This is a genomic window from Ectothiorhodospiraceae bacterium BW-2 (assembly GCA_008375315.1).
Taxonomy (GTDB): Bacteria; Pseudomonadota; Gammaproteobacteria; order Thiohalomonadales; family Thiohalomonadaceae; genus BW-2.
Window position 1 is genome coordinate 2,474,509 of the sequence record CP032507.1, and the last position, 19,121, is coordinate 2,493,629.

The 19,121-nt window shown below is 54.9% G+C and carries 12 protein-coding genes; all 12 read left to right on the forward strand.

Going from position 1 to position 19,121, the window contains the following annotated elements:
• Positions 1-53: 53 nt before the first annotated feature.
• The 12 genes from D5085_12020 (at position 54) to D5085_12075 (ending at position 19,111) form a co-directional block, all read left to right on the forward strand.
• On the forward strand, positions 54-2,879 hold the full coding sequence (locus tag D5085_12020) for an EAL domain-containing protein (protein QEP43784.1): 2,826 nt from the start codon (positions 54-56) through the stop codon (positions 2,877-2,879).
• On the forward strand, positions 2,879-3,697 hold the full coding sequence (locus tag D5085_12025; protein ID QEP43785.1) for a hypothetical protein: 819 nt from the start codon (positions 2,879-2,881) through the stop codon (positions 3,695-3,697). Before D5085_12020 ends, D5085_12025 begins: the two co-directional genes overlap by 1 nt.
• A complete protein-coding gene (locus D5085_12030) occupies positions 3,694-4,050 on the forward strand; it encodes a response regulator (protein ID QEP43786.1) in 357 nt (118 codons plus the stop codon). The genes D5085_12025 and D5085_12030 overlap by 4 nt, the downstream gene beginning before the upstream one ends.
• A 74-nt stretch (positions 4,051-4,124) precedes the next feature.
• Positions 4,125-5,315 (forward strand): hypothetical protein, encoded by a 1,191-nt coding sequence (locus D5085_12035; GenBank protein ID QEP43787.1) that lies wholly within the window; start codon positions 4,125-4,127, stop codon positions 5,313-5,315.
• 6 nt (positions 5,316-5,321) lie between these two features.
• On the forward strand, positions 5,322-7,097 hold the full coding sequence (locus D5085_12040) for a response regulator (GenBank protein ID QEP43788.1): 1,776 nt from the start codon (positions 5,322-5,324) through the stop codon (positions 7,095-7,097).
• A gap of 15 nt (positions 7,098-7,112) precedes the next feature.
• Positions 7,113-8,294 carry a DNA cytosine methyltransferase gene (locus tag D5085_12045; protein ID QEP43789.1) on the forward strand — a complete coding sequence of 394 codons (1,182 nt, stop codon included), beginning with the start codon at positions 7,113-7,115 and terminating at the stop codon, positions 8,292-8,294.
• Positions 8,284-9,192 (forward strand): restriction endonuclease, encoded by a 909-nt coding sequence (locus D5085_12050; protein ID QEP43790.1) that lies wholly within the window; start codon positions 8,284-8,286, stop codon positions 9,190-9,192. Before D5085_12045 ends, D5085_12050 begins: the two co-directional genes overlap by 11 nt.
• Before the next feature lie 147 nt (positions 9,193-9,339).
• The gene (locus D5085_12055) at positions 9,340-9,603 is read left to right on the forward strand and encodes a hypothetical protein (GenBank protein QEP43791.1); all 264 of its coding nucleotides are present in this window, start codon (positions 9,340-9,342) and stop codon (positions 9,601-9,603) included.
• A complete protein-coding gene (locus D5085_12060) occupies positions 9,600-9,818 on the forward strand; it encodes a hypothetical protein (protein ID QEP43792.1) in 219 nt (72 codons plus the stop codon). Before D5085_12055 ends, D5085_12060 begins: the two co-directional genes overlap by 4 nt.
• Positions 9,819-10,141: 323 nt before the next feature.
• The gene (locus D5085_12065; protein QEP43793.1) at positions 10,142-13,336 is read left to right on the forward strand and encodes a carboxypeptidase regulatory-like domain-containing protein; all 3,195 of its coding nucleotides are present in this window, start codon (positions 10,142-10,144) and stop codon (positions 13,334-13,336) included.
• Between the two features lie 212 nt (positions 13,337-13,548).
• The gene (locus D5085_12070; GenBank protein QEP43794.1) at positions 13,549-18,708 is read left to right on the forward strand and encodes a DUF1566 domain-containing protein; all 5,160 of its coding nucleotides are present in this window, start codon (positions 13,549-13,551) and stop codon (positions 18,706-18,708) included.
• A complete protein-coding gene (locus tag D5085_12075; GenBank protein QEP43795.1) occupies positions 18,599-19,111 on the forward strand; it encodes a four helix bundle protein in 513 nt (170 codons plus the stop codon). The genes D5085_12070 and D5085_12075 overlap by 110 nt, the downstream gene beginning before the upstream one ends.
• Positions 19,112-19,121: the final 10 nt, after the last annotated feature.

A 19,121-nucleotide genomic window follows, 5' to 3' on the forward strand; every position in this document is an offset into this window, starting at 1 on the left:
GAGAGAGTGCTACTCTATACGGCCCCTATTTTCTGACCTCTAAATGGTAGTTTATGCCCTCTAACCCGCCAGAAAACGCCTCAGACGAGCGATTTGCCAAAGCGTTTAACCACAGTACTGTTGCGATGGCGATGACCGATATTGAGACCGGTAGCTACCTCGATGTCAATGAGGCCTTCTGCTCGACTACCGGTTATCGCAGCGAGGAGGCGCTAGGGCGAACTTCGCTAGAGTTAGGTATCTGGAAAGAGCCTAAGCAGCGGCAACAGCTCATTGAGCAGGTGTTGGCTCAGGGGAGTGTGACCGGGGTGAGGGTGACGATACGACATCGTGACGGCAGTGACATTCACGGTGTCTTTAGCGTTTCGCTGTTACCGCTACAGCAGCGGCAGGTACTCTTAACCCAATTTGTCGATGTCACCCGGCAATATCTAGCTGAGGCGGCGCTGAAGGCCGAGCGCGATCTCTTCATCGGTGGCCCGGTGGTGGTGCTGATCTGGCTCCCCGAACCGGAGTGGCCGATCCTCTACGCCTCGCCCAACGCTACTCATCTATTTGGCTATAGTCTTGAGGCGTTAACTGAGGGATCGTTCCCCTTTAGCCAATTAATCTCGCCTAAAGATGGGGCGCGTGTCGGCTCGGAGGTGGAACACTATCTGGCCGCAGGCTACCCCTCTTGGGAGCAGCGCTACCGCATTGTGCGCCAAGATGGCAAGGTGCGCTGGCTTTATGACTTTACCGTCGTTGAGCAAGATAGCGATGGCCGAGTGAGCCGACTTCGTGGCTATGTGATGGACGAGACCCACCGCATCGCCTCAGAGGAGCGATTACGGCTCGCCTCGCTCGCTTTTGAGCAGGCGAAAGAGGGGATTATCATCTGCGATTCGAACGGCAACATTATTGAGGTAAATAGCGCCTTTAGCCATGTGACCGGCTACAGCGCCGTCGATGCGATTGGCAAAAATCCACGCCTCTTAGCCTCCGGTCGCCACGACTCACCGTTCTATCGCAAAATGTGGCGCGACATTGAGACCTGCGGCTACTGGCAGGGCGAGTTGTGGAATCGTAAAAAGTCCGGTGAACTCTACGCCTGTTTAATGAGTATCTCCACCCTAAGCGGCAGCGAGGGGGGGCTGGGCTACTATCTGGCCATCTTTACCGACATTACCGAAAATAAGCGTCACCAAGAGAAGCTGGAGCTAATGGCCCACTTTGATGCCCTCACCTCACTCCCTAATCGGGTGCTGCTAGCCGACCGACTGCGACAAGAGATGGTTCGAATGCGGCGAAAGGGGCAGCTTTTGGCCGTCTGCTACCTCGATCTCGATGGCTTTAAGCCGATTAACGACCACTATGGCCACGATCAGGGGGATAGGGTCTTAATCGAGATCGCCTCACGGCTGAAGCTAACTTTGCGAGAGGAGGATACCGTCGCCCGTATAGGGGGGGATGAGTTTGTCCTGCTGTTAACCGATCTCGACTCCAAGCAGGAGTGTGAACAGATCATACAGCGGCTGCTGCGTCGCATTAGCGAACCGATAGTCAGTGAAGGGCAGTCGATGGCGGTCTCCGGCAGTATCGGCATTACCTTCTATCCTGAGGATAATAGTGGCAGCGACGCCCTGCTCTGTCACGCCGATGTGGCGATGTATCGCGCCAAAATGGCCGGTCGTAACGGCTTTGCGTTCTATGAACTGTGTCGTGAATCGTCGCAAGATGAGCGCCAGCAGCTATTGCGGCAAGCTGAACAGGCGCTGCAGCGGGGCGAGTTTGAGCTCTACTACCAGCCTAAGGTCGATATGCGACACGAGGAGGTGGTCGGCATGGAGGCGCTGATTCGCTGGAACCACTCTGAAAATGGCCTCATGCTGCCGCTACAGTTTCTACCCCAACTAGAGGGGGATCTGCTACAGCAGCAGCTCGACTGGTGGGTGATACAGCAGGCCATTGCACAATTAGTTCAGTGGCAACGGCAGGGGCTAATGGTTCCGGTGAGTGTTAACCTGAATGGCGCGACCCTCATGCAGAAGGGGTTTATACGCCAGCTCGACACCCTGCTGCAGGCAGAAGAGATAGGCGTTGCTAACTACTTAGAGCTGGAGATCGTCGAAACCTCGGCGCTGGAGGATATCGAAAAGATTAGCGAGATATTTCGCCAGTGTCAGGCGCGGGGAATGACGATTGCACTCGACGATTTTGGCACCGGCTTCTCATCGCTGATCTATTTTCGGCGCCTGCCGGTCGATGCTTTGAAAATAGATCAGCAGTTTATTCGCAATATGATTAATGACCCCGAAGATATGGCCATTGTGGAGAGTGTGATAGGGTTAAGTCGCGCCTTCGGTCGCCAAGTCGTGGCGGAGGGGGTTGAGCTGGGTGAGGTGGGTAGTTTTCTGCTACAGATGGGGTGTGACATTGCCCAAGGGTATGCCATTTCGCAGCCACTGCCGGCGGCTGATGTGGCGGCTTGGATCGAGAGCTACCGCGCCGAAAGTCGCTGGCACGAGTTTATGCAGGCGCAGTGGTCGGAGCAGGAGCTAACCCTGAAACTACTGGAGCGGGAGCATCGCCGCTGGGTTAGCGAAGTTCAGCAGTGGCTGACGCATCGCCCCCACAGCCTCTACTACCCCCCGCTACTCGATCCGCACCAGTGTCGTGTTGGGCGCTGGCTCGATGTTAGCGGCAGAAAACAGTTGGCCGATCACCGCCTTTTTATTGAGTTGGTACGGTGCCACGATGAGGTGCACCAGCTAGCGCGAGAGCTGTTTGAGAGCCGTCACCTCTCCGATAAGCTCTCTTCGGCACAGTTAGAGCAGTTTCTACAAGCCAGTGAGGCGTTGCTAGAGATATTACAGCAGTTAAATAGTGAGTTAGAGTGATGGAGAGAAGAGGGGACTATCTTGTTTGCCGTATTGCCGAGTTTAAATACGCTCTGCCGATTGAGATGATTATCGAAATCACCGAATCGAATAAACTCCAGCCGACGACACTACCTAACAGCCTGAAACATGTGCGCGGTATCGTCAATTTTCGCGGTGAAATTATCCCGATTTACGATCTACGGGTCTTTAATCATCTACCATCGTATCGCGATAACCAGCGTTCGTTGTGCCGCACATTGGCCGAGCGGGAGCAAGATCACCGTCACTGGTTACAGGAGCTAGAGAACTCGGTGGTTGAGCAGCGCCCCTTTACGCTGCAAACAGATCCCCATCAATGCGAATTTGGCCTCTGGTACGACCGATTTACGACCGATAACCCGCGCCTAGAGGAGGTGCTTCGCCAGTTCGATCGGCCCCATAAGGCGATTCATGCCCTAGCTAAGCAGGTAGAGATCATGCTACGGCAGGGGGCGCGGCAGCAGGCGTTAACGCTCATAGAACAGTCGCGCCATACCACCTTGTCCGACTTAATTGCGCTATTTGAGCAGGCGCGGCAAGAGGTGAGTGACTATAGCCGTGAGGTGGTCTTTGTGATTGAGGAGCAGCAGCAGAAGATCGGCATCACTATCGATGAGATTATTGATGCTATAACGGTGCAGGAGAGCGACCTGATGCTTTCAAACGAGATCGATGAGAGTCAGCTCTCCGATTGTGTCATCTCCCATGGCGACAGTGTGGCGGTAGTGATCAATAGCTTTGCTCCGGTACTGCCGCCGCCGTTAGTAGCAGACGAAGAGTCAGGAGCGTTTGATTGAGTGGACGGGTGTTAGTGGTTGATGATGAGGAGCTATTGACCCTCTTTTATGAAGAGATTTTAGGGGACTACGGTTTAAGCGTGGTCTGCTGCCATAGCGGTTTTGAGGCGTTAGAGCTGTTTAACGAGCCACCCCCTTTTGATCTATTGATTACCGATCAGTCGATGCTTGGGATGGAGGGAACCGAGCTTATTGAGCGGCTAAAAGGGGTGCAACCGAGCTTAAAAACGGTACTCTGCTCCGGGCTGAGTGAGCCGTATCGGCTGGATGCTAAAGCTGATGCGATCCTCGATAAACCACTCGATATTGAGGCGCTCTACCGAGTCCTAGATCGGTTATTAGGTCGCGTGTAGAGGCGGGATGGGGAGCGATTACCAGCAATAAATCGTTGACTATTGTGCTAAGAGTCTTAAAGGAGGCATAGGGGATGAAAATGGGTACTGGCGTTTCGACGCAAGGGGAGACCGAGGCGGCGATAGCAGAGATTGTCGCCCAGCTCGAACAGAGGGGTGGGGATAGTGTGGATCTGCTTATCTGTTACTACACCGAAAATCATGCGCCGGCGCGGCTACAGCAGGTATTGACTCAACTCTATCCTAAGAGCCAGATTCATGGCTGTAGCACCTGTCAAGGGGTGATGACCGAGCAGGGCTACTTTAGCGAGCAGGGTTCTGCAATCGCGGTGTTAGCTATCTCTGATCCAGAGGGGAGCTACGGCAGTGCCCTAGTTCCGATGGCCGACGGTGGCGAGTTGGGGGGACGGCAGGCGATTGAGGCGGCCATTGCCGGTGCCGAACGGGAGGGGGAGAGCCCTGAACTGGTCTGGTTGAGCGCCACCCCCGGCTGTGAGGAGAGTGTCATTATGGGTATTCAGCAGGTGATTGGTGATCAGACCCCGATCGCCGGTGGTAGCGCTGCCGATAATAGTGTGGCGGGGGGGTGGTCGCTCTTTAACCAGCAGCAGCAAGAGCGGCAGGGGGTATTGGTGACGGCGTTCTATCCCTCGGTGGAGCTCTCGTTCGCCTTTCACAGCGGTTACTATCCGACAGCGTTTCGCGGTGTGGTGACGCGCTCTAGTGGGCGGACAATTTGGGAGATCGATCACCAGTGCGCCGCCGCTGTCTATAACCGTTGGATCGACCACCGTCTCGATGAGGTGATCGCCCAAGGTGGGGGGAGTATTCTGTCGCAGACCACACTCTTTCCGTTAGGACGGGTGGGGGGAGATGGCAGTCAGCGCTATAAACTGTCACACCCAGAGAGCATCACTGCCGCAGGAGGGCTGGCGCTCTTTACCGATATGAGTGAGGGCGAGGAGCTAATTTTAATGGAGGGCTCTAGCGAGTCTCTCATTCATCGAGCCGGACGGGTGGCCGATGAGGCGTTAACGATTGCCGACATGGCTGCCGAGGGGTCGAGTGGCGCGTTAGTCATCTACTGCGCCGGCTGTATGTTGACAGTCGAGGCGCAGATGGGGGAGGTGGTCGAGTCGATCAAAAGCGCCATTCCAGCGGTGCCGTTTTTAGGTGCCTTCACCTTTGGCGAACAGGGCTGTTTTATCGATGCGGGCAATTTGCATGGAAATTTAATGATCTCGATCGTTATTTTTGGTCGTTAACTGACGATGGAGGTCGAAAAACGGCAACCGCCTCATCAGGCTAACAACGAGGAGCTGCTAGAGACGCAGCTACAGTTAGAGCGGATTGTCGCTCAGGAGAAGCATCTTCGCGGCGAGGCGGAGGGGATTCTTAATGGACTGAAGATTTTAAACAGCTCGACCTCGCCACAGCAGATGTTTATTGCGCTGCTAGAGCTGCTACGCCAATTTATCCCCTTTGAAGAGGCGATGATCTTAATTGAGGAGGAGGGCGTACTGTTAGCCGCAGCGACGACCTCGCCCCCGTTAGCCGACTGCCGTTGGCAGCCGCAGGCGCTATTTCGGCGGGTGTTAGACGGTAAGATTGTCGCCTCTTTTGATGTCACCCCGATCCCTGAGTGGCAGCAGCTACAGCAGCTTAAACTGTCGGTTAAGTCGGCACTACACGCACCGCTGCAGACCAAATCGACTCGGGCTATTTTAGTCTGTACCCACTCTGAGCCGGCCAAGTTCAATAAACAGCATGTTAAGCTGCTAGAGCGATTCTCGCCACTTACCAATCAGGCACTCTTTAACCTAGAGCATCGGCTCGATTTAGAGCGCACCGTCGAGGAGCGCACGGCCGAGTTACGAGACGCGAAAGAGCGAGCAGAGGCGGCTAATCGGGCGAAAAGCGAATTTTTGGCCACGATGAGCCATGAGATTCGCACCCCCATGAATGGCGTGTTAGGGATGGCTGAACTGCTGCACGCTACCGAGCTCAATTCACAGCAGCAGAGCTATCTGCACCACATGATCGCCTCGGCCAAACTGCTGCGAACTATTATTGACGATATTCTCGACTTTTCGAAAATCGAATCCTCTCGCCTGATATTAGAGCGGGCACCGTTTGATCTGTCGCAGTTACTCCAGACAACCCTAGAGCTGATTCGGCCCGCGACCGATAAATGGGGCGTGGCGCTACTTTGCGAACTCGATCCCTGTTTGCCACCGCGGTTTTACGGTGACAGTAGTCGGGTGAAGCAGATTCTGTTAAACCTACTTAGCAACGCGGCTAAATTTACCCATCAGGGGCAGATTAAGCTGAGCGTAGCGCTTAAACAGCAGCAGCAACAGCGTTTACAACTGCTGTTTGTGGTTGAAGATAGCGGTATCGGCATCGAGCCGGAGAAGATTGCCGGACTGTTCGAGCGCTTTACCCAAGCCGATAGCTCGACGACTCGTAACTATGGGGGAACCGGACTAGGGTTAGCTATCTGTAAAGCGCTAGTTGAGTTAATGGAGGGGGAGATTGAGGCTGAGAGTCGTCCGGGGGAGGGGAGTCGGTTTCAGTTCTATATCTCGCTAGAGCCGATGAGAGGTGGGGAGGTGGCCGATCCTGCCTTAGCTAAGAGCGCCACGACTGCTACCTCCGCGGCACTATCGATTCTTTTGGTCGAAGATAATCGAGTTAACCAAATTGTGGCTAAAGAGCTGCTAGCCTCTTTAGGGCATGAGGTGGTGGTGGTGGATGATGGTCAGGCGGCGATAGAGCTGCTGCTGAGGCGGGGCGAGCACTTCGATCTTATCTTTATGGATATGATGATGCCGCGACTCGATGGGCTCGAAGCGACCCGCGCTATTCGTGGTCGGCAGATGGTTCCGGCCACTGTACCTATTATTGCGATGACGGCCAATGCCATGGCAGAGGATCGGCAGCGCTGTCTCGATGCCGGTATGGATGACTATATTGCCAAGCCGATTTCGGGCCAAAATCTGCAACGGCTATTGTCGCGCTGGGCAGACACTCTCTCCTGTGTTTAGATAGGAAAGAAAAATTTGAAAAAGAAACTTTTAGTTGATTTGTTTGCAGGTGCTGGAGGTCTTTCGCGTGGTTTGGAAATGGCTGGTTTTTCACCAATATTGGCAAATGAAATTGACCAAAATTATGCAGATACCTACAAGCGAAACCATTCAGATACAGAGGTTGTTGTCGATGATATCCGAGAGATCTGCGAAGGAGATTTGAAGAAAAGCCTTGGCTTGAAAGTTGGCGAGCTAGATTTGCTTGCAGGCGGGCCGCCTTGCCAAGGCTTCTCTATAAATGCACCAATCCGAAGCCTTGATGATAAACGAAATCATCTATTTAAAGATTATTTGCGCATTGCAGAAACACTTAAGCCTAAAGCTGTATTGATTGAAAATGTACCTGGCATTGTATCTTTAGGAAAAGGAACAGTTGTTGAACAAATTTATAAAGAGCTTGACAGGATGGGCTATAGTGTTTGCCATAAAATATTATTTGCAGGCCATTACGGAGTGCCGCAAATGAGATTCAGAACCACCTTTATTGCAATTAAAGGTCGAGGAAAAAAGATAATTTTTCCTGGGCCTACTTATAACGCAACAGCAGTTGCCAATTTCACTGGTGCAAAAGAACTTTGCATTAACATCCCGCCGTTGTTTGCACAGCACTTAAAAACCCACACAAGTGTATGGGATGCAATATCAGATTTGCCAGACATAGAATCGGGAAATACTAACGGTATATTTGACTATCGGACAGAGCCAAAAAGCGAATATCAACAAACTCTTCGCATAGGCTCCAAGCGCATTGAAAACCATATTTGCTCAAAACTTGGCAAGATTAATTTAGAGCGACTAAAACATATACCGCAAGGCGGTAGCTGGAGAGATATTCCATTTGATTTGTTACCCGCGGGATTAAAGCGTGCTCGTCGAAGTGATCACACTAAACGATATGGAAGACTTCACCCTGATGGGTTATGTTCAACGGTGTTAACTAAATGTGACCCGCATTGGGGTAGCTTCTTCCATCCGGTACAAGATAGGGTTATATCTGTTAGGGAGGCTGCGAGAATACAATCGTTCCCAGATACATATATTTTCTATGGAAACATCACTCAGCAATATGAACAAGTAGGCAATGCTGTTCCACCGTTTTTGGCAAAATCAATCGGTGAAACTATATTAAAAATGATTGGGGACGATGATGAGTAGAAAAAAAGATCTAATTGAAGTGTTTGGATACAGTCCCGATGACTTAACACAGAGTGTCCGAGCACTTTGGAGTATGGGGGGATGCCCATTCACCAATAAAGGCTGCATTAAAATTAATCACGATCAAACCATAATCTATGGAACATGCAGTGTAACCTCACCGTATGGCGATATTATTATTTTTCCAAATAGACTATACATTAACACTTACGAAGTTTTGGCTAAGGTGAGTCAAGATGCTTTCGGAGATAACTTACCATTCTTAATGTATGATCAATTTATTGAAAAAAGGGCTTTACATTCAGAATATATCGTTGCACTCGGTAAGAATTCTGGAAGAGAGATACAAGTCGGTCGATCTTTATCAATGGATTGGGTTTTGGCGCATATTTCAGAAGCCAAATTGATTGAGTATGTAGGCATAGAGGTTCAAAGCATAGATATTACAGGAAATTATCGCGATGCATGGCATGCCTATAAGAATTTCAAAAAGAACAGTGATCGAGATACGCTGCCATCATCTCAACATGGCCTCAACTGGGCCAATGTTCACAAGCGTTTAATACCCCAAATAATCCGAAAAAGTATGGTGTATTCATGTTCAAATCTAGTCAAGAAGGGCCTTTATTTTATATTGCCAGATATTGTCTATCAGAAATTTGAGGAAATTGTTGGTAGTGATATCCCATTGGTTGATGATTTAAGTCATGACACCATAACGGTTTATACCTATGAATTAGGTGAGTCGGTTCCGTATGGTAGTCAGAGAAATTTAGTTCAAGTTAGAAAATTGAGATTCAATTTAGATGAGTTTTCAAATCGTTTTATTTCAGGCCCGAATTTACCAAGTGGTGAAGATTTAGATCAAGTAGTCAAAAGGGTTCTTGGGGTGGGCTAAGTGCATGACAAGGCGCTGCATTGCCGCTGGTGAGCTTGGTCGTTAGCAAACGCCTAATGGATAAAGTATGAGGGGTCTATTTACGAATAAGAGTAAAATAAAAATAGAGGTTGAGAGTGATTATGAGTAGTATCTTGAAAAATATTTATGCGACTCTACCTCGATAACTGCTGTCTGAATCGCCCTTTTGACGATCAATCCAATTTGCGGATTCATCTGGAATCTGAGGCGATTAAAACGATACTGAAACAGTGTGATACCGGTGACTGGCAGCTATTGGTCAGTGATGTGCTGCTGTTTGAAATTGCCAAAACACCGGATCAGGAGAAACGACAAAAACTATCTGCACTGATTGCGATTCCCCATCAAACTATTGCCCTAACAACCGACATTAACGAGGTACTGCAATGAAAAATGAACCCTATCAAACCGATGCACAACTCCACCAGCAGGTATTTCAATTGTTAAGCAAACAGTTAGGTGCCGCTAACTTTATCCGCTTTATCCAGCATTACGAACAAGGTAACGGCGATTACACCAAGGATCGCGAAAGCTGGCAGGCAGGTTACACGGTTGATTCACTTGCCGACGAAATCATGCGGTGGAAAGAGCAGAATCAGGGATAAATTGACCCCTCCCGCATAATCTTCCTGATACTCTCCTCCGATAATTTCCTAAACTCGCCTGAACGGGCAATCTTCCCCGCAATCCATTTACCCGGTTTATTGGGATTTAACTATAGGGAGCTGACGAAGAGATGAACAGGGATGACTATACCCCTCCCCCCAACCCTCTCCCACTGGGAGAGGGAGATTAAGGAGGGAGAGTGAACGGCTATGTACCCAGACCCACTAAAAACCCAATAGCCCCAAATTTTAGCTTGCCCCCTCCCAAGTCATTGGCTAGACTACCGCCTTATTTCCCACCACTGAAAGAGAGCTTAATCCCGATGTCAACCCTACGAGCCATCCTCTCCCTCCTACTTATCCTTAGTACATCAACCGCCTTTAGCGGCCAGACGCTCACCCTAAATAACGGCTGGAACCTAGTCTCCCTCTACAGCGAAGCGGAGGAGGGGAGGGCGACCGTCGCCGAAACCTTCGCCATCGACGGCATCGAACGCATCTTCGCCTTTATCGACGGTCGCTGGCAATTTTACGATGCGACATCGAACACCGGTTCACTAGGGGCCGAACCCCTCACCCACCTACTCAACCGCGGCGTATGGATCAAGACCAGCCTCAGCAGTGATGCCCCCCCTATCGAACTGACCCTGACCGGCCCGAGCCACAGCCTCGATCCCAACACCCTCAGCTCAGGCTGGAACCTCATCGGCCTAGGCAGCGGCCTCAACGACATCGACAGCTTTAACCAACAGATGGCCCTCTATCCCATCCGCCCCCAGCGCCTCTTCGCCTTTAGCAATGGTAGCTGGCAATTTCGTGACCTCACCAGCCACAGCGGTAGCCTCACCGACCTAGATCCCCACCACGGCCTCTGGCTCTACCTCAACACCGCCCTAACCCTCACCCAAAACAACCAAACCACCTCCCGCATCGACCTAGGCGACGACCTCTACGGCTACCTCTTTGCCGAAGGCACCCCCCGCGATACCCCCCAACCCCTCACCCTACGACACAACAACACCGACTACCCACTCACCGTACCACAGGCCGACAACTACACCCTACAACTCCACGACCCCTACGGCAGCGACTACGCCCCCCTCACCCTCAGCGGTGACACCGACCTAAGCGACCACCTCGCCCAGACCGAACGACTGCGCCCGACCCGACTCTATGTTTACGGCCTACCCGACCAAAACAACCCCGCCACCCTACTGCAAGAGGTCGAACTCTACCAAAACGGCACCCTGCTCGGCACCCTCACCGACCCTGTGACCGGCTTCGAACTCCCCCCCCTGAGCGCAAGCACCGAACTTACCCTCAAAAAATCGGGCTACCTCGACACCCTCCTCGAAACCACCGACCAACCGACCCTCTACGCCGTCATGCAACCGGCCACCTACCAGAGCGGCCAACTCCTCCAAAACCAACGCCTCAATGACGACTACACCGCTACCCGCCCCCTAGAGGCCAGCGCCCCCCTCGCCGTACCGAACAACGGCAACCACCAACTCGGTGCCGTCCTGCTCCACCGCAGCGGCCGCGACAACCCCAACCGCAGCCTCAGCATTCGCCTCACCCCCTACCAGAGCCAGAGCGCCATCCCCGACTTAGAACAACTCCAGAGCGCTGCCGCCCAAGACTTCCTCACCGAACAGAACCTCACCGAGCTACCCGAACGCTGGCACTGGCAAGTGATAGCCGGCAGCCAACTCGACATCATCGACATCAGTCGCGAGACCCGACTTACCCTCAGCGAACGAAGCGCCGACTCCCTCGGTGCCTACGCCACCATCGACCCCTACCAGAGCCAACTCCTCCAGGGCGACCTCAACAACTACCGAGCCCTCCTCGAAGAGCTTCGCGATAGCCGCGACTACCCCACCTCCATCGACCTCTATGTTCGCACCGCAAGCGGCTGGCAAAAAGCGTCCGAGGGCGTCCGCATCATCGACCCCCTCACCGGTTACGATAACCAAGAGAGCTACGCCGTCAAAGGCCAACTCCCCCTCAATCGCCCCCTCATCACCTCCGCCACCCCCGGCAGCCTCATGAGCCAACAGAACAGCGGCGGCCTCTACGACTACGCCTTTGTCCTCAAACAGAACGCCCCAATACAGCGTGATCTCACCCTCACCCTCATCGACGCACAAGGCCAACCCCTCCCCAACGCCCTCATCGCTCTCGACTGGACTCGCTGGGGGCTGACCGATACCAATGGCCAATACACCTTCACCAACCTCACCCTACCGCTCGACCGCACCGCCCTCAACTTCGAAGCGATACACACCAGCACCGCCCGCACCCCCCTCACCCTCAGCATCAACGACCTAGTCGATACCCCCGCCCCGAGCGCCACCCTAGCACTCAACGACACCCTCAACCGCCCCCTCAACCGTCTCCTTGAGAGCCAACAACTCACCCTCACCGGCAGCATCGTTGATAGCCAAAGCGGCAGCCCCATCGTCGGAGCCAGAGTTCGCCTCCAAGCCCCCGCCGCCCTAGCCAACCTCCACTACCACCAAGGCACCTTTAGCGCCTACCAGCTCCACCAAGCCAACTACACCTGGCAGATCCGCATCCGCCCCGGCACCACCAGCCGCCTCTTGCGCCTACTCGACAATCAGTGGCGCACCCTCAAACAGGCCAGCGGTAGCCAAAACGGCCACCGCCTCACCCAAAGCGAACTCCTGCAAGAGCTCATCATCGCCAGTGACGACCAAGACCCTAACGCCCCCTTCACCCTCGTCGGCGACTTCGACCTCAGCCTCACCGTTGAGCACGACCTCGACCAAAATGGCACCATCGACTACACCGAAACCGCCACCAACATGGGCGTCAGCATCGCCCTCAACGAAACCTACCTCACCCTAAACGGCAGCGCCACCGCTGATGAGCGCTACCAACTAAACGGTGGCCCCGACCAAGGCTTCTTTCTCCTCAAACGACTCGATGCTAACGCCCCCGCAGCCGACGCCCTCTGGCAACTCCGCCTCGGCGAGACCACCCTCAGCCTCAACACCCAACCGACCCCCATGATTAGCTGGAAACAGCTCCTACAACACCTCTCCGACCCGACCACTCTCGCCAACCTCATCACCAGCGGCGCCATCGAAGGGAGCGACTTAGCCCTCACCGCCACCCTAAACGGCACCGACTACAGCCAACCCCTACGCCTAGCCGCCCCCTACGCCGACGAACCCCTCTCCATCCTCACCCTCCAAAACGGCAGCGCCACCCCCGGCCAAGGCCTCCCCGAACGGATAGCCCGCACCGACGAGCGCGGCCGCTACCAATTTAACGACATTAACCCCGCCTTTAACGGCGACAGCTTCGCCAGCCTCACCCTCGAAGCGAGCCACCCTAGCTACCAACCCCACCCCCAACCCTCCTGCCCCCCTTTGAGAGCGCCGCCCTCAACCAGACCCTCAACCTCACCGCCATCCCGACTCGCGATGTCACCGTCAGCGTCAACCTCAGCAACACCACCCCCGCCGCCAACGCCACCGTCCGCCTAGGCGACCGCACCCAAACCACCGACAGCCAAGGCCAGACCACCTTCACCGCCGTCCCCCTCGGCAGCTACCACCTGAGCGCCACCCCCACCGAAACCGGCTACGACCTCGCCAGCGACACCCTCACCGTCCAACAGAGCCTAACCGATCCGACCGCACCGCTGACCCCCACCCTCACCGCCACCACCAGCGAATGGCTCTCCCCCCTACCACCCGTGATACAACTCACCGCCAGCGAACTCCAAGGGAGCAACATCGTCATCGAAGGGGCTATTTTCGAATATCGACTCAACAACAACCAACTCGAAGCGATACCCTACGGCCTCGCCGACAACGGTAGCCGCCTGCGCAACCAAGTGAGCCTCACCCTCAACAACCAGACCCAACCGCTCACCCTCAGCCACGACTCCACCTTTCGCCAAACCCTCACCCTCCAACAGGGGCGCAACCAAATCGCCCTCACCGCCCTCAACAGCAGTGGCACCACCACCACCCCGACCCTAGAACGAACCCTCTTCCCCCCCCAAGGGAGCTTTGCCGGCCAACTGACCTACGGCAGCGACGCCCAATTAGCCACCCACGCCAAAGTCACCCTCACCGATGCCAAAGGCGATGGCCGCATGACACGCACCGACAGCGACGGGCGCTACCAATTTAGTGGCCTCATCGCCGGCGAGAGCTACCGCCTCAGCGCCAGCTACTACGCCGATAGCATCAACTACCGCTACACCGACGAACTACTGCTAACCGCTCCGGCCAACAGCCGCCTGACTCTCCCGACCCTCAACCTAAGCGCTGTCGAGACCACCTTTACCGGTGCCCCCCTAGTCGTCCTCAACCCACTCATCGCGCCCGATGAGAACGGCAGCCTCACCTTCAGCGGCCAAATCGCCAACTACGACGCCACCCTCGCCGGTAGCGACCGTCCGGTGACCCTGCTCATCAACGGTCAGAGCGTCGCCCAACTGACAGTCACCCTAACCGATGGCGTAGGGAGCTTCAGCGGCACCCACACCTTAACCGAAGCCGACAATCAGATCGCCATTCGTGCGACCAACCTCAACGGCCTCAGCAGCCAAACCCCGCCACAACTCAGTCGCCTCGACCTAACCCACTATGGCGCTATCGGCCTCACCATTAACGCCAGCGGCGGGATCGGGAGCCAAGGGCGGCTACAGATCTTTAACAGCGCCCAACAGCTAACCGTTGACCGCCAAATTACCCTAACTGGCGAACAGAGCGTTATCGAAATCGATAGACTCGCCTACGATAGCTACCACTACCAACTCGCCCTAAACGGCTACCTTAACCAAAGTGGCAACTTTATCGTCAACGAACCGAGCAGAACGGTGACCGCCCAACTCACTGCCGCCGGTATTGACCTAAGCTGGATTAGCCAGAGCGTCACCCTTCGCCCCTACGCCGAAGACCCCGCACTTGCCCACCTAAGCGGTAACTATACCCTAGAGGTACCAACCAGTCGGGTCGCCGGCCTCAACGGCGAGCTAGGTCTTAGCGCCCTTATCAGCCACAACCACAACCTAGGCACACAACAGCTCACCCTCAGCCTGCCAACTCAACTGCCACCCCCCCTCAGTAGCAGCGACACCACCACCCGCTATCTGATTCCATTTAACTACCTGCTTGAGCTAGTTGCCGGAGAGAATCGTTTCAAACTCACCACTACCACCCGTCAGGCCAGTCAAGAGACGCTGCTCGATAGCCTCACCTACCAACCCCAAACGGTCGATCTTAACAATCAACCACCGCTAGCCTATGCTGGGGAAGATCAAAGCGTCATCAGTGGCGACCGTTTTACCCTAACCGGCCAAGGTAGCGATAGCGACGGCAGCCTCACCGCCTACCTATGGCAACAGCTCGATGGCCCCACCCTCCCTCTAAGCGACCCCACCCTCGCCACCATTGAACTGACCGCCCCCACACTCACCGAGCGCCAATCCGCCATTTTTGAGCTAACCGTCTTTGATAACCAAAACGGCCAAGGGAGCGATATTGTGATCGTAGAGATTGAGCCTAGACTCACCCTTGCACACCCCTTTGAACTAATCGCGCAGAGCGATGTGCGACTCAACACCGTCATCGAATCGAACCCCATCACCGTGAGCGGAATTAATGTAGCCGTTCCCCTCACCATTAGCGGCGGCGAATACCGCATCGACCAAGGCAGCTACACCACCGCCGATGGCAGCGTCACCAACGGCCAAACCGTCACCGTACGCCATACCAGCAGCAGCAGCCACAGCAGCCAAACCGACACCATCCTCACCCTCGGCGGCATTAGCGACACCTTCACCACCACCACCCTCGACGACACCACCCCCGACGCCTTCAGCTTTACCGACCAAACCGGCGTAGCGCTCACCACCCCAACCGAATCGAACACCCTCACCATTACCGGCCTCAACGCTGCCACCCCCATCAGCATCAGCGGTGGCGAATACCGCATCGACAGCGGCAACTACACCACCGAAGCCGGCACTCTCAACAACAACCAAACCGTCACCCTACGCCAAACCAGCGCCTCCAGCTTTAGCACCCTCACCACCGCCACCCTCACCATCGGCGGCGTCGAAGGGAGCTTCAGCCTCACCACCCTAGCGGCCATCACCGCCCCCGAGGCCTTTAGCTTTAACGACCAACAAAATGTCGCCCTCAACAGCGTCATCGAATCGAACCCCATCACCGTCAACGGCATCAACACCGTCTCAACCCTCACCATCAGCGGCGGCGAATACCGCATCGACCAAGGCAACTACACCACCGCCGATGGCAGCGTCACCAACGGCCAAACCGTCACCGTACGCCATACCAGCAGCAGCAGCCACAGCAGCCAAACCGACACCATCCTCACCATCGGCGGCATTAGCGACACCTTCACCACCACCACCCTCGACGACACCGTTCCCGACGCCTTCAGCTTTATTGCCCAAACCGGCGTGGCGCTCACCACCCCAACCGAATCGAACACCCTCACCATTACCGGCCTCAACGCTGCCACCCCCATCAGCATCAGCGGTGGCGAATACCGCATCGACAGCGGCAACTACACCACCGAAGCCGGCACTCTCAACAACAACCAAACCGTCACCCTACGCCAAACCAGCGCCTCCAGCTTTAGCACCCTCACCACCGCCACCCTCACCATCGGCGGCGTCGAAGGGAGCTTCAGCCTCACCACCCTAGCGGCCATCACCGCCCCCGAGGCCTTTAGCTTTAACGACCAACAAAATGTCGCCCTCAACAGCGTCATCGAATCGAACCCCATCACCGTCAACGGCATCAACACCGTCTCAACCCTCACCATCAGCGGCGGCGAATACCGCATCGACCAAGGCAACTACACCACCGCCGATGGCAGCGTCACCAACGGCCAAACCGTCACCGTACGCCATACCAGCAGCAGCAGCCACAGCAGCCAAACCGACACCATCCTCACCATCGGCGGCATTAGCGACACCTTCACCACCACCACCCTCGACGACACCACCCCCGACGCCTTCAGCTTTACCGACCAAACCGGCGTAGCACTCAGTACGCTCATCGAGTCGAACACTATCACCGTAGCAGGCATTAACGCCGCCACAGCCATTAGTATCAGCGGTGGGGAGTACAAAATAGACGCCGGCAGCTACACCAGCACAGCAGGCACCGTACTGAATGGCCAGACGGTAACGGTGCGCCATACCAGCTCGGCCAGCCACAGCAGCCAAACCGACACCATCCTCACCCTCGGCGGCATTAGCGACACCTTCACCACCACCACTCTCGACGACACCACCCCCGACGCCTTCAGCTTTACCGACCAAACCGGCGTAGCGCTCAGTACGCTCATCGAGTCGAACACTATCACCGTAGCAGGCATTAACGCCGCCACAGCCATTAGTATCAGCGGTGGGGAGTACAAAATAGACGCCGGCAGCTACACCAGCACAGCAGGCACCGTACTGAATGGCCAGACGGTAACGGTGCGCCATACCAGCTCGGCCAGCCACAGCAGCCAAACCGACACCATCCTCACCCTCGGCGGCATTAGCGACACCTTCACCACCACCACTCTCGACGACACCACCCCCGACGCCTTCAGCTTTACCGACCAAACCGGCGTAGCGCTCAGTACGCTCATCGAGTCGAACACTATCACCGTAGCAGGCATTAACGCCGCCACAGCCATTAGTATCAGCGGTGGGGAGTACAAAATAGACGCCGGCAGCTACACCAGCACAGCAGGCACCGTACTGAATGGCCAGACGGTAACGGTGCGCCATACCAGCTCGGCCAGCCACAGCAGCCAAACCGACACCATCCTCACCCTCGGCGGCATTAGCGACACCTTCACCACCACCACCACCCTCGACGACACCACCCCCGACGCCTTCAGTTTTATTGCTCAAACAGGGGTGCCTCGCGCCACAGTCACAGAGTCTAACGCCATTACCGTATCGGGTCTTAGTGTTGGGGCAGAGATTAGCGTCATAGGAGGGGAGTACCAAATCGATGGTGGCGGATATAGCGCCATAACCGGTACGGTACAAAACGGCCAGACGGTACAGCTTCGTCATACCAGCTCGGCCGATTATGCCACCCTAACAACAACCACACTCACCATAGGTGGGGTAGAGGCTAGCTTCTCCACTACTACGGAGGCTGAACCTGCTCAACCCGCCACCCGCCCCCTCAACGACACCGGCCTGCTTTGGGGCGGGAACTACCCTAGCGGCAATAACGGTACCTGTATTGGTGAGACTATTGAGCAACAGGACTGCTCCCACGGTCGCGATGCGCAGGCATTAGCCGGCACCCTGACTAAAGTGGGGGGAGGCCATGGGGGCTTTGACTTCACCAAACTGGGTGCTAACGGCGAGCCGCTGGCGATACAAACGGGTGCCTATGATGCTATTAGCGGCAGCGAAGCGGCGGGCACGCTCTGGCGTTGCGTTAAAGATAATCTCACCGGCCTAATATGGGAGGTCAAAACCGATGATGGCGGGATTCATGATAAAGATAACACCTACCGTTGGGGTGGGGTGACGGCGCTGCTTAATGGTGATTTTGGTACCCGTTATAACGATTGGGATACGCTGGTTAACGGTAGTAACAGCGAAGCGCTCTGCGGCTTTAGTGACTGGCGGGTGCCTTCGATTCGTGAGCTAGAGTCGATTCGCAATCTTAATCGTGCTAATCCTGCGATTGATACTGCCTACTTTCCTAATACGCTGGGCTCGTTTGTCTGGTCGGCTTCGGCCAATGCCAACTATAGTGACGATGCCTGGGTTGTCTATTTCTACTATGGCAACTCCTACAACGACAACCGTACCAACTCTTACGGTGTGCGGCTGGTTCGTAGCGGACAGTGATTTTGATTTTTTTATTTTTATTTTTATTATGAGTCATAACCTACCTATTTGGCGTGATACGCAACGGCTGTTAGTACGGATTGAGGAGGTGGTGCGCCACTTCCCCCGCTACCATAAATATGCCCTCGGCAGCGATATGCGCCGTCAAGCGATGCGACTAATGCAGTTGCTAATGCGAGCGCTACAAGCACAAAACTCGGAGCGAATTGAGCAGGTCAAAGAGCTACAGCTAGCGATAGGGGAGATGAAGGTAATGATTCAGACAGCCAAAGAGCTACAAGCGTTTCAACATTTTGCCCAATTTGAAGAGCTATCGCTATTGGCTGTCACAATAGGACGACAGAGCGGTGGTTGGTTAAACAAGCTCTCTAGCAGAGCACAGCCAGAACAGGGAGGGGGCTAACTTTGATGGC